General features: G+C 54.9%; 8 protein-coding genes, 2 tRNA genes and 1 rRNA gene. 10 read left to right on the forward strand and 1 reads right to left on the reverse strand.

Features of this window, described 5'->3' with window-relative positions:
• The first annotated feature begins 3 nt into the window (after window positions 1-3).
• The 5 genes from murC to lpxC all read left to right on the forward strand — a co-directional run bounded on the left by murC (window position 4) and on the right by lpxC (window position 5866).
• Entirely contained in the window at window positions 4-1470 is a 1467-nt protein-coding gene (gene murC, locus JYB84_RS01625; protein ID WP_207321727.1) for a UDP-N-acetylmuramate--L-alanine ligase, read from the forward strand.
• A gap of 100 nt (window positions 1471-1570) precedes the next feature.
• Entirely contained in the window at window positions 1571-2326 is a 756-nt protein-coding gene (locus tag JYB84_RS01630; protein ID WP_207321728.1) for a cell division protein FtsQ/DivIB, read from the forward strand.
• Between the two features lie 3 nt (window positions 2327-2329).
• A complete protein-coding gene (gene ftsA / locus JYB84_RS01635; protein WP_207321729.1) occupies window positions 2330-3565 on the forward strand; it encodes a cell division protein FtsA in 1236 nt (411 codons plus the stop codon).
• 29 nt (window positions 3566-3594) lie between these two features.
• Complete coding sequence (gene ftsZ / locus JYB84_RS01640; RefSeq protein WP_207321730.1) at window positions 3595-4785, forward strand: cell division protein FtsZ; 1191 nt, start codon at window positions 3595-3597, stop codon at window positions 4783-4785.
• Between the two features lie 160 nt (window positions 4786-4945).
• Window positions 4946-5866, forward strand: a complete 921-nt coding sequence (lpxC, locus tag JYB84_RS01645) for a UDP-3-O-acyl-N-acetylglucosamine deacetylase (RefSeq protein WP_207321731.1) — start codon at window positions 4946-4948, stop codon at window positions 5864-5866.
• Between the two features lie 6 nt (window positions 5867-5872).
• Here the strand turns inward: lpxC and JYB84_RS01650 are convergent, their stop codons facing one another.
• Entirely contained in the window at window positions 5873-6325 is a 453-nt protein-coding gene (locus JYB84_RS01650; RefSeq protein ID WP_207321732.1) for a DUF721 domain-containing protein, read from the reverse strand.
• Window positions 6326-6352: 27 nt separating this feature from the next.
• On the opposite strand from JYB84_RS01650, the gene JYB84_RS01655 reads away from it, so the two are divergent.
• The 5 genes from JYB84_RS01655 (at window position 6353) to JYB84_RS01675 (ending at window position 12502) form a co-directional block, all read left to right on the forward strand.
• Window positions 6353-7252, forward strand: a complete 900-nt coding sequence (locus JYB84_RS01655; protein WP_207321733.1) for a M23 family metallopeptidase — start codon at window positions 6353-6355, stop codon at window positions 7250-7252.
• Window positions 7253-7312: 60 nt separating this feature from the next.
• On the forward strand, window positions 7313-10039 hold the full coding sequence (gene secA / locus JYB84_RS01660) for a preprotein translocase subunit SecA (protein WP_207321734.1): 2727 nt from the start codon (window positions 7313-7315) through the stop codon (window positions 10037-10039).
• 564 nt (window positions 10040-10603) lie between these two features.
• A 16S ribosomal RNA gene (locus tag JYB84_RS01665) occupies window positions 10604-12146 on the forward strand.
• 71 nt (window positions 12147-12217) lie between these two features.
• A tRNA-Ile gene (locus tag JYB84_RS01670) sits at window positions 12218-12294 on the forward strand.
• 132 nt (window positions 12295-12426) lie between these two features.
• A tRNA-Ala gene (locus JYB84_RS01675) sits at window positions 12427-12502 on the forward strand.
• Window positions 12503-12789 lie beyond the last annotated feature (287 nt).

Genomic DNA, 12789 nt, shown 5'->3' on the forward strand with positions numbered 1-12789 from the left:
GTTATGACAGAAACAGAAAAGTACCGACAGCTCAGAACCATGATCCCGGAAATGCGCCGCATTCGCCGCATTCACTTCGTCGGCATAGGCGGCGCGGGTATGGGCGGTATCGCCGAGGTGCTGCTCAATGAGGGCTATCAGATCAGTGGTTCGGACATAGCCGCCAATGCCGTGACCGAACGCCTGGCGTCCCTCGGCGCCAAGGTGATCATTGGCCACGACGCTGACAATGTGGCCGGTGTTGATGTGGTGGTGGTCTCCACCGCCATCAAGAGTGACAACCCAGAGATAGCCGCCGCCCAGCAGAACAGGACCCCCATAGTGCGCCGGGCCGAGATGCTGGCGGAACTGATGCGTTATCGCCATGGGGTGGCTGTGGCCGGTACCCACGGCAAGACCACAACCACCAGTCTGATTGCCAGCATCTATGGCCAGGCCGGTCGTGATCCGACCTTTGTGATTGGTGGCCTGCTCAACAGTGCCGGCACCAATGCCCGTCTGGGATCGAGCCGTTACCTGATTGCCGAAGCGGACGAGAGTGATGCCAGCTTCCTGCATTTGCAGCCCATGGTGACCGTGGTAACCAATATCGAAGCCGATCATATGGATACCTATGGTGGCGACTTTGAGCGGCTCAAGTCCACCTTTGTGGACTTTATGCATAACCTGCCGTTTTACGGTGTGGCCGTGGTCTGTATCGACGATCCCGTGGTGCGGGAAATCATGCCTCGCATTGGCCGTAAGGTAGTGACCTACGGTTTCAGCGAAGATGCCGATGTGCGGGCACTGGATTTTGTGCAACAGGGGCATAAGTGCCGCTTCACCGTCCGTCGTCAGGGCCGTGATGATTTGGCTTTGGTGGTGAACCTGCCCGGTCAGCACAATGTGCTCAATTCCCTGGCCGCCATCGCTGTGGCCACAGAGGATGATATTGAGGATGAGGCCATCATCAAGGCGCTGGAAGAATTCCAGGGCATAGGTCGCCGCTTTCAGCATCTGGGCAAGTTTGCCACCCCCAAGGGCGAGGTCATGTTGGTTGACGACTATGGTCATCACCCCAGCGAAGTGGCGGCCACCATCAAGGCGGCTCGCGCCGGATGGCCGGATAAACGTTTGGTAATGGCCTATCAGCCACACAGGTACAGCCGTACCCGGGATCTGTACGAGGACTTCGTCGAAGTGCTGTCCCAGGTGGACAAGCTGTTGCTGCTGGAGGTCTATGCCGCCGGTGAAACGCCGATCCCGGGCGCCGATGGCCGGGCGCTGTGCCGCTCCATCCGTCAGCGGGGCTTGTTGGAGCCGATATTTGTCGCCGGGCCCGAGCAATTGGCGCCGCTATTGGCCGATGTGCTTGCCGATGGTGACCTGTTGCTCTGTCAGGGCGCCGGAAACATAGGTGCCCTGTCGCGGCAGTTGGCGGCTTCGGAACTGGGCTTTGCCAAATCGGAAAAAGATGATGCAGATCAGTGAATCGCAGTCACTGAATAATTACTGCTCCGGGGACTTTGACCTGGGATCTGCGGTCGATATAATGGCCGGTTTTCGGCGTCCGTACGGAGAAGCCTGAACCATGGGCAGGGTCGATGGCCTGAAGCAAAAGCTGGCGGCGGTGGACTGGTATTTAACTTCCGGGCTGCTGTTTTTGGCCTTGGTATTGAGTGGACTGGGTTATGCGGCCTATCGGTTGCAGCTGTTGCTCAATGATGCCGAGGCCTTGCCGATTGAGGCCGTGGTGATCAAGGGCGAGCGCAGGCTCACCTCCGAGGAGGAAATCCGCGGCGCCCTGCAGAACTTGATGGCCAGAAGCTTTTTCAGTGCCGATGTGACCGAGGTGCAAAAGGCCATAGAGGCCTTGCCCTGGGTATACCGGGCCTCGGTACGGCGGGTATGGCCGGCCCGGCTGAAGGTGTATCTGCAGGAGCAGCAACCTGCGGCCCATTGGAACCAGGATAAGTGGCTTAATGTCCACGGGGAAGTGTTCCAGGCGCCGCTGCGGGAGGGACTGCCGCAGTTGCCGAATTTGGCCGGTCAGGATCAGAGTGCCGCCGAGGTGCTGGAAAGTTTTAAACAGATGAGCGAGCTGCTTGAGCTCAACGGGTTTACCCTGGCATCCCTGAGCCTGAGTCCCCGCCACGCCTGGATAGCCACCCTGGAAAAGGGGGTGGTACTGGAGTTGGGACGGGAAGACAAGATGGCCAGGATCCAGAGATTTATTAATGTTTACCCCACCCTGGCACAGCAGCAGAAAGGGATCGCCAAGGTGGATTTGCGCTACGACACAGGTTTGGCCGTAGGCTGGGAAGAGACAAAAAAAGAGAGCCGTTAACTGATGACCAAGAACCAGGATAGAAATCTGATAGTCGGATTGGACATAGGTACCTCCAAGGTCGCTGTGATCATTGGAGAGGTCTTGCCTGACGGAGAGATCTGCGTCGTTGGCCTGGGCAGTCATCCGTCCCGTGGTATGGACAAGGGCGGCGTCAACGATCTGGACTCCATAGTGCGCAGCGTACAGCGGGCGCTGGATCAGGCCGAGCTGATGGCCGATTGTCAGGTGTCCTCCGTGTACCTGAGCATTTCCGGCAAACACATCGCCTGTCAGAACGAAAACGGCATGGTGTCCATCAATGACGAGGAAGTGACCCAGGAAGATGTGGACAACGTGATCCACACGGCCCGTTCGGTGAAGATCCCCAACGAACGCCGCATCCTGCATGTGCTGCCCCAGGAATATGCCATCGACGTTCAGGAAGGCATCCGCAGCCCCATAGGTATGTCCGGCATGCGTATGGAGGCCAAGGTGCACATGGTCACCTGCGCCAATGACATGGCCAAGAACATTACCAAGAGCGTCGAGCGTTGCGGCCTGAAGGTGGACGATCTGGTGTTTTCCGGCATCGCCTCCGCCGACTCAGTGCTGACCAATGACGAGAAAGATCTCGGCGTCTGCCTGGTGGACATAGGTGGCGGTACCACGGATATCGCCGTCTATACCAATGGCGCTCTGCGTCACTGCGCCGTGGTACCGGTTGCCGGTAATCAGGTGACCAGTGATATCGCCAAGATTTTCCGTACACCGCTGACCCATGCCGAGCAAATCAAGGTGCAGTATGCCAGTGCCCGCAGTGCCATGGTCAGCCGCGAAGACAGTATCGATGTTCCGTCCGTGGGGGGACGGCCATCAAGGACCATGTCGCGCCATACCCTGGCCGAAGTGGTCGAACCCAGATATCAGGAGCTGTTTGAGCTGGTGCTCAAGCAGCTCAAGGACAGTGGTCTGGAAGATCAGATCGCTGCAGGCATAGTGCTGACCGGGGGGACTGCCTCCATCGAAGGGGCGGTCGATGTGGCCGAAGCCACCTTCGGTATGCCGGTCAGGGTCGCTTCACCGCTGCCGGTGAAGGGCTTGTACGAATATGTGGACCAGCCGATTTACTCCACCGGGGTAGGCTTGCTCCACTATGGGGCCAGAAGGGTTATCGAACGTCAGTTCGAGCGCCCCGAACGCCAAGGGGTCACCAGTCTCTGGAATCGGGTCCAGAGCTGGTTTAAAGGTGAATTTTAAAATAACGCAGGCAAACGGAGATTTAGACCATGTTTGAAATCATGGAAACCCATTCCGACGAGGCGGTGATCAAGGTCATCGGTGTCGGTGGTGGCGGTGGTAACGCCGTCGAGCATATGGTGAAGCACAATATCGAAGGTGTGGAGTTTGTGGCCACCAACACGGATGCCCAGGCGCTGCGCAAGTCCGCCGCCGGGTCCACCATCCAGTTGGGTCGTGATGTCACCAAGGGCCTGGGTGCCGGAGCAAACCCTGAAGTGGGTCGTGCCGCAGCCGAGGAAGACAGGGAAAATATCCGTGCCGCTATCCGCGGTTCGGACATGATCTTTATCGCTGCCGGTATGGGCGGTGGTACAGGTACGGGCGCCGCACCTGTTGTGGCCCAGATTGCCAGGGAAGAAGGCATTCTGACCGTAGCCGTGGTCACCAAGCCGTTCCCCTTCGAAGGCAAGAAGCGTATGGCCTATGCCGAGCAGGGTATCGCCGAACTGGCCAAGTATGTGGACTCGCTGATCACCATACCCAACGAGAAGTTGCTCAAGGTACTGGGTCGCGGTACCTCGCTGCTCGATGCCTTTGCTGCCGCCAACAACGTGCTGCTGGGTGCTGTACAGGGTATTGCCGAGCTGATCACCCGCCCAGGTCTTATCAACGTCGACTTCGCCGACGTGAAGACAGTGATGTCCGAAATGGGCAACGCCATGATGGGTACAGGTGTGGCCAGCGGTGACGACCGCGCAGAAGAAGCCGCCGAAGCCGCCGTCGCCAGCCCACTGCTGGAAGACATAGATCTCGCAGGTGCCCGCGGCGTGTTGGTGAACATCACCGCCGGTATGGATATGAGCATTGAAGAGTTCGAGACTGTGGGTAACCACGTCAAGGCTTATGCCTCTGATAACGCCACTGTGGTGGTGGGTGCGGTTATCGATCCTGAAATGAGCAACGAGCTGCGGGTAACTGTGGTTGCCACAGGTATCGGCGCCGACAAGAAGCCCGATATCCAGCTGGTACACAAGGCGCAGCCACGGATTGAGCCTGTGATCCAGGTTGAGCCTCGCATTGAGCCCATGGTGACCGAAGAGCCTGTATACCAGACTCACACTGCCGCCATGGCCAAGAGCAACGCCGCACCACAGGTGAACCCGACGCCTGCGCCTGCGGTGAAGAACGAGCTTGATTATCTGGACATTCCTGCCTTCCTGCGCAAACAGGCGGATTGATCACGGGACTCTGGGCTGCCAGTGGACAACCTCGGCAAAGTAGCTTAATTTTTGTGAAATGCCAAAGTTGTGCTAGCATATCCGACCAGCCGATTTGACGGCTGTTGGCTATGCCTGCCTGAATGATGGCTAACTAGTTGAAATGTAAACGGGTATCTGAATGATTTTTCAAAGAACTGTTCAAAACATGGTAAAGAGCACTGGGGTCGGATTGCATTCCGGCAACAAGGTGACTTTGACCATAAAACCCGCACCCATAAACGCCGGAATTACTCTGGTGCGTACCGATTTGACGCCGGCGGTGGAAATCCCTGCCAAGGCCGATCAGGTACGTGAAACCACTATGTGCACCGCACTGGTGAATGACGAAGGGGTTCGCATTTCGACCATTGAGCATCTGTTCGCCGCGCTTGCCGGTTTGGGCATAGACAACGCGATCATCGAAGTGGATGCGCCGGAAATACCGATAATGGATGGCAGTGCCAGTCCATTTGTATTCCTGCTGCAAACCGCCGGTATTCAGGAACAGGCCGCACCCAAGAAGTATCTCAGGATCAAACGCACTGTGCGTGTTGAAGACGGCGATAAGTGGGCCGAATTGCGTCCACACCAGGGGTTCAGGGTCAATTTTGCCATTGACTTCAAGCACCCCGAGATTGCCCGCAGTCAACAGCACATGGTGATGGACTTCTCCAGCACCGCGTTTGTCAAAGACATCAGCCGCGCCCGAACCTTTGGTTTTATGCGCGATATCGAGTATCTGCGTGCCAACAACCTGGCACTGGGTGGCAGCATGGAAAATGCTGTGGTGCTTGACGAATACCGCGTCCTCAACCCCGATGGCCTGCGTTATGAGGATGAGTTCGTAAAGCACAAGATCCTGGATGCCTTTGGTGATCTTTACGTTGCCGGGCACGCGATAGTCGGTGAGTTCTGTGCCTTCAAAACAGGCCATGCCCTGAACAACCAATTGGTCAGGGCCCTGCTGGCACAGCAGGATGCCTGGGAACTGGTGAGCTTCGAAAAAGAAGCCGATGTTCCGGTCAGCTTTATGGTGCCCCAGGGCGCCGTGCTGGCCTAATCCGAATTAAGACTGCCTTTTACGGCTGGCTAATGCAGCCAGCCGTTTTAGTTTCTGGCCCAGGGATCCTTCGGTGTGCTCGGCCAGGGCATTGATGTGTGCGGCAGCCGTTTCGCTCAATTGATTGGTGTTATTGCGTGAGATTGGCGTATACATAGCCAATCCCGGGTTGACTTTAACCTCGATAGAGGTAAGCATTGGGAGCGTTTCGGCCTGGAGCCGTGCCAATAATGCGGACTTTTGGAAGTTTATCCTGGCTGCCCAGGCAGCCGTGGTGGTTTCAATAATAAGAATACCCTGGCGGAGATTGGCCACTTTGAGCTGCTCCGTCACCGGACCAGAAAGCATCTGTTTCACCGCGTGATTCAGATTGGTCAGCAGTTCTGCTTTTTCTGCAAGATCCGGCAGCTGACCTGCCTGGTGAAGCAGCAGACTGAGGTCCTGGGGAAGCTTCTTCATATGATAATAAGATGGCTGAATTAGGCTATGAGTGTAACAGTTTTTATTCAAGGTCGGAATGGCGTGACCCGTTGGCAGCCAGGCAAACGCTGGTTGCTGTTGCCTTTTCTGCTGCTGGCGGCAGGCACCGGCTTTTACCAATACAACAGCGATCGCTTTGAATCGCAACGGGCCCGTGTCGAAGGTGAGCGCGAGGCCCGTGAAGCCCAGAAAAAACAGGTGTTGGAACTTAAATCCGCCACCGAAACCCAACTTGCCACCCTGGTGACCTACGTTGCCCGGATGCAGGCAAAAATGACCCGTCTTGAAGCGCTGGGGCAGCAGCTCGCCCAAAACTACCAACTGGAAGATCAATTTGATTTCTCCGCTGAAGTGGGTGTGGGTGGTATGAGCGAACTCGGCAGCAGCATAGAACTTGGTCAGCTTATTGAGGACATGGATAAGCTGGCATTCAGAATTGATAACAATGACGCTCAGATGGCGCTGCTTGAAACAGTGACATCCAATCTCCATATAGATGAAGAGCGTTTTGTATCAGGGCGTCCGGTCAGCAAAGGCTGGCTATCTTCGCCCTACGGTTTACGCAATGATCCCTTCACCGGCCGCAGAACCATGCATAAAGGCATAGACTTTGCGGGTACAGAAGGGGCGGATGTCCTCGCCACCGCCGGTGGTGTGGTGACATGGGCAGGGAACATGTTTGGCTATGGCGAATTGGTGGAGATAGATCATGGTAATGGTCTGCGCACCCGTTATGGTCACAATCAAGCTTTGTCAGTAACTGTGGGTGACGTGGTCGCCAAGGGCGAGAAAATTGCCTCAATGGGAAGTACTGGGCGGTCTACCGGCCCCCATGTGCATTATGAAGTGTTGCGCAGTGGACAGCAGATCGATCCGCAGAAGTTCGTCTACCGCAAGGCTGGTTAATTTTAATTTTGGCTTTTGACTCGACCAGGGACTTGGCCTTCACAGAGATAAGTGATTCAGATGTTAGGTAAATTACTGACAAAAATTTTTGGTAGCCGCAACGACCGCACCCTCAAGGCCCTTGGCAAAGTCGTTAACCAGATCAACGCGCTGGAAAGCGAATACGAGCAACTGTCCGATGAAGCCCTGAGGGCGAAAACGGCAGAATTCCGCGAGCGCCTGGAGAAGGGGGAAACCCTGGATGACATCATGGCCGAGGCTTTCGCCACTGTACGTGAAGCGTCCAAACGCGTCTTTGAAATGCGTCACTTTGATGTGCAGCTGCTCGGCGGCATGGTACTGGACAGTAACCGCATCGCCGAAATGCGTACCGGTGAAGGTAAAACCCTGACCGCAACCCTGCCGGCCTACCTCAACGGTCTGACCGGTAAAGGCGTACACGTAATCACAGTCAACGATTACCTGGCCCGCCGCGATGCTGAAAATAACCGTCCCCTGTTTGAATTCCTCGGCCTGACCGTAGGCATCAACGTGGCTGGCCTGAGCCAGGCTGACAAGAAAGCCGCCTACAACGCCGACATCACCTACGGTACCAACAACGAGTTCGGTTTTGACTACCTGCGTGACAATATGGCCTTCGCGCCTCAGGACAGGGTACAACGTCCGCTGCATTATGCGCTGATCGACGAAGTGGACTCCATCCTGATCGACGAGGCCCGTACCCCACTGATCATCTCCGGTGCTGCTGAAGACAGCTCCGAACTCTATGTTCGGGTCAATAAACTGATCCCCAGTCTGGTGCGTCAGGATAAGGAAGACACCGAAGAGTATGTCGGTGAAGGTGACTACACCATTGACGAGAAGGCCAAGCAGGTGCACATGACCGAACGCGGTCAGGAAAAGGTCGAGCAGCTGCTGATCGAGGCGGGCTTGCTTGCCGAAGGCGATTCTCTGTACTCAGCCGCCAACATTTCTCTGCTGCATCACGTCAATGCTGCCCTGCGTGCCCACACCCTGTTCGAAAAGGACGTGGATTACGTGGTGCAAAACGGCGAAGTGGTGATAGTGGATGAACACACAGGCCGTACCATGCCCGGCCGCCGTTGGTCCGAAGGTCTGCATCAGGCGGTGGAAGCCAAAGAAGGCGTCCACATTCAAAACGAAAACCAGACTCTGGCCTCCATTACCTTCCAGAACTACTTCCGCCTGTATGAGAAGTTGGCCGGAATGACAGGTACCGCCGATACCGAAGCGTTCGAATTCCAGCACATCTATGGTTTGGATACAGTGGTGGTGCCCACCAACAGGCCGATGATCCGCAACGACATGGCCGATCTGGTGTACCTCACAGCCCGTGAGAAATACCAGGCCATCATCGCCGACATCAAAGATTGCCGTGAGCGTGGTCAACCCGTGCTCGTGGGTACCATCTCTATTGAGCAGTCCGAGCTGCTGTCGCGCTTGCTGAACCAGGAAAAGATCCCCCATCAGGTACTGAACGCCAAGTTCCACGAGAAGGAAGCGGAAATTGTAGCCCAGGCGGGTCGCAGTGGAGCTGTGACCGTGGCCACCAACATGGCAGGTCGTGGTACCGACATTGTGCTCGGTGGTAACTGGAAGTCAGAAATTGAAGCCCTGGAAAACCCAACCGACGAAGAGATAGCTAAGATCCGTGCCGATTGGGAAGTACGCCACAACGCTGTGGTGGAAGCCGGCGGTCTGCATATTCTCGGTACCGAGCGTCATGAATCCCGTCGTATCGACAACCAGCTCCGTGGTCGTTCCGGTCGTCAAGGGGATCCGGGCTCATCCCGTTTCTACCTGTCCATGGAAGACAGCCTGATGCGTATCTTCGCCTCCGAGCGTGTATCCAACATGATGAAGAAGCTGGGGATGGAAGAGGGCGAAGCCATTGAGCATCCATGGGTATCCCGCGCCATTGAAAATGCCCAGCGTAAAGTTGAGGCCCGTAACTTCGATATCCGTAAGCAGTTGCTGGAATTTGACGATGTGGCCAACGACCAACGTCAGGTGGTTTACGCCCAGCGCAACGAACTGATGGATGCGGAAAGTATCGAGGCCACCATCAACAACATTCAGGCCGATGTAGTCAACGGCGTGATCGACCAGTACATTCCTCCTCAGTCTGTGGAAGAGCTGTGGGACGTTGCCGGTCTGGAAGAACGTCTGGCTCAGGAGTTCGCGCTGCGCTTGCCGGTGCAGGAGTGGCTGGATAAGGAAGAAGATCTGCATGAGGACACGCTGCGTGAGCGCATTCTCGATGTATGGAACCAGGCTTACCAGGCCAAGGCTCAGATGGTTGGTCCCCAGGTGCTGCGTCAGTTTGAAAAAGCCGTGATGATGCAGACCCTTGATGGCCTGTGGAAAGAACACCTGGCTGCCATGGATCATTTGCGTCAGGGTATCCATCTGCGCGGTTATGCCCAGAAGAACCCCAAGCAGGAATATAAGCGTGAATCCTTTGAGCTGTTCCAGCAGATGCTGGAAACCCTCAAGCATGATGTGATTGCCATCCTCTCCAAGGTGCAGGTGCAAGCCCAATCGGAAGTGGAAGAGATGGAAGCGCGCCGCCGTCAGGAAGAAGCCCGTATGCAGCGCGAGTATCAACACGCCCAGGCTGAAGCCTTGGTAGGTGGTGACGATAATGCCGCTGAATTGGCCTCTGGTATCCCGATTGTTCGTGACGGCGAGAAGGTAGGCCGCAATGATCCTTGTCCTTGCGGCTCAGGTAAGAAATATAAGCAATGTCATGGCAAGTTGACCTGATATAGCAATGCAAAATAAAAGGCGCCTTTATGGCGCCTTTTCTTTTTTGTGACGCTGCCAAATGCTTTCTGCATTTAAGGCTAAATATTGCCCACCGAAGACGGCAATGTGGATAAGTTTGGGGGTAACTTGGGAGCTGTTTGTGTGCAACAGGAAAGCCTGAAAAAAGATCGCAATTTCCTTAAAAAAGCCCTTGCACAAAAAGTTCGGCTCCCTATAATGCGCCACCACTGACACGGCAAAGCAGCGACACTAGAGGTCCATGGTAAGCCGGTCCGGCAGCAAGCCAGAACATTAAAACAGCAGTTGAAAATGTTCGTAAAAAAGGGCTTGACGCTGAAAAAGGGATGTGTAGAATACGCAGCCCTGACCAGAAGAGAAATGGTCAACGTTCTTTAACAATTTATCAAGCAATCTGTGTGGACACTCGCAGAGCTGATGACATCGACAACGATATTCATCAGTGAATGATGTCCATGCAAACATGCAGTTTGCGACTGTTTACAGTTGCAAAATCGACAGAATTCATTGAGCAGTTTGGCGTAAGCCAAACACCAAAACTTTTAATTGAAGAGTTTGATCATGGCTCAGATTGAACGCTGGCGGCAGGCCTAACACATGCAAGTCGAGCGGTAACACAAGGGAGCTTGCTCCTGAGGTGACGAGCGGCGGACGGGTGAGTAATGCCTGGGAACTTGCCCATTCGAGGGGGATAACAGTTGGAAACGACTGCTAATACCGCATACGCCCTACGGGGGAAAGCAGGGGAACTTCGGTCCTTGCGCGAATGGATAGGCCCAGGTGGGATTAGCTAGTTGGTGAGGTAAAGGCTCACCAAGGCGACGATCCCTAGCTGTTCTGAGAGGATGATCAGCCACACTGGGACTGAGACACGGCCCAGACTCCTACGGGAGGCAGCAGTGGGGAATATTGGACAATGGGGGAAACCCTGATCCAGCCATGCCGCGTGTGTGAAGAAGGCCTTCGGGTTGTAAAGCACTTTCAGTGGGGAGGAAAGGTTGTAGGTTAATACCCTATAGCTGTGACGTTACCCACAGAAGAAGCACCGGCTAACTCCGTGCCAGCAGCCGCGGTAATACGGAGGGTGCAAGCGTTAATCGGAATTACTGGGCGTAAAGCGTGCGCAGGCGGTTTGTTAAGCGAGATGTGAAAGCCCCGGGCTCAACCTGGGAATTGCATTTCGAACTGGCAAACTAGAGTCTTGTAGAGGGGGGTAGAATTCCAGGTGTAGCGGTGAAATGCGTAGAGATCTGGAGGAATACCGGTGGCGAAGGCGGCCCCCTGGACAAAGACTGACGCTCAGGCACGAAAGCGTGGGGAGCAAACAGGATTAGATACCCTGGTAGTCCACGCCGTAAACGATGTCTACTCGGAGTTTGGTGTCTTGAACACTGGGCTCTCAAGCTAACGCATTAAGTAGACCGCCTGGGGAGTACGGCCGCAAGGTTAAAACTCAAATGAATTGACGGGGGCCCGCACAAGCGGTGGAGCATGTGGTTTAATTCGATGCAACGCGAAGAACCTTACCTACTCTTGACATCCAGAGAACTTGGCAGAGATGCCTTGGTGCCTTCGGGAACTCTGAGACAGGTGCTGCATGGCTGTCGTCAGCTCGTGTTGTGAAATGTTGGGTTAAGTCCCGCAACGAGCGCAACCCTTATCCTTACTTGCCAGCGGGTCATGCCGGGAACTTTAGGGAGACTGCCGGTGATAAACCGGAGGAAGGTGGGGACGACGTCAAGTCATCATGGCCCTTACGAGTAGGGCTACACACGTGCTACAATGGTCAGTACAGAGGGTTGCGAAGCCGCGAGGTGGAGCTAATCCCATAAAGCTGGTCGTAGTCCGGATTGGAGTCTGCAACTCGACTCCATGAAGTCGGAATCGCTAGTAATCGTGGATCAGAATGCCACGGTGAATACGTTCCCGGGCCTTGTACACACCGCCCGTCACACCATGGGAGTGGGCTGCAAAAGAAGTGGGTAGCTTAACCTTCGGGGGGGCGCTCACCACTTTGTGGTTCATGACTGGGGTGAAGTCGTAACAAGGTAGCCCTAGGGGAACCTGGGGCTGGATCACCTCCTTACCTAAGCGATGCGTCGCTGTGCTGAGTGTTCACACAGATTGCTTGATAGATGAAAAGAGACAAATGCGTGAGGGTCTGTAGCTCAGGTGGTTAGAGCGTACGCCTGATAAGCGTAAGGTCGGTAGTTCGAGTCTACTCAGACCCACCAAATCTCCGCTTCTGCTTTGTTGTAAAGCGCGTCGTTTAGGCAACTAAACTTCCTTGCTCTACGCCGCGCATAAGCGCAGATTGATTTCTCGCATTGTTTCGGACTGTGATGACGGCGGATGCTGTCTGAAATGGGGCTATAGCTCAGCTGGGAGAGCGCCTGCCTTGCACGCAGGAGGTCTGCGGTTCGATCCCGCATAGCTCCACCACTTCGCTGCCACAGCGACAGTCTCAGGAATAGAGACGCCAAAGATAAGTGATGAATTTATCTTTGGCTTTTTTAAGTCCGCTCTTTAACAATTTGGAAAGCTGATAGTAGAAACTGGACCTTCTCTTTGAGATGGGATTCAGTTAATACAAAAATTGAGTTCTCAAACACTTCAATCAAGTGTTTTGGGTATTCTTCAAGGCGGGTCCATTTCCTACCCTGGAAATGAGACCAAGTAAAACCAGCTGGTCGCAATGCGGCTCAGATGAGTGAAACTCATTTGGGTTG

The sequence above is a fragment of the Shewanella cyperi genome (genome assembly GCF_017354985.1).
Classification (GTDB): Bacteria; Pseudomonadota; Gammaproteobacteria; order Enterobacterales; family Shewanellaceae; genus Shewanella; species Shewanella cyperi.

Excerpts from the sequence above, each read along its gene's own strand:
- ftsZ (WP_207321730.1), top strand. The coding sequence starts at position 3,595 with ATGTTTGAAATCATGGAAACCCATTCCGACGAGGCGGTGATCAAGGTC.
- JYB84_RS01655 (WP_207321733.1), top strand. The coding sequence starts at position 6,353 with ATGAGTGTAACAGTTTTTATTCAAGGTCGGAATGGCGTGACCCGTTGG.
- ftsA (WP_207321729.1), top strand. The coding sequence starts at position 2,330 with ATGACCAAGAACCAGGATAGAAATCTGATAGTCGGATTGGACATAGGT.
- secA (WP_207321734.1), top strand. The coding sequence starts at position 7,313 with ATGTTAGGTAAATTACTGACAAAAATTTTTGGTAGCCGCAACGACCGC.
- lpxC (WP_207321731.1), top strand. The coding sequence starts at position 4,946 with ATGATTTTTCAAAGAACTGTTCAAAACATGGTAAAGAGCACTGGGGTC.
- JYB84_RS01650 (WP_207321732.1), bottom strand. The coding sequence starts at position 6,325 with ATGAAGAAGCTTCCCCAGGACCTCAGTCTGCTGCTTCACCAGGCAGGT.
- JYB84_RS01630 (WP_207321728.1), top strand. The coding sequence starts at position 1,571 with ATGGGCAGGGTCGATGGCCTGAAGCAAAAGCTGGCGGCGGTGGACTGG.
- murC (WP_207321727.1), top strand. The coding sequence starts at position 4 with ATGACAGAAACAGAAAAGTACCGACAGCTCAGAACCATGATCCCGGAA.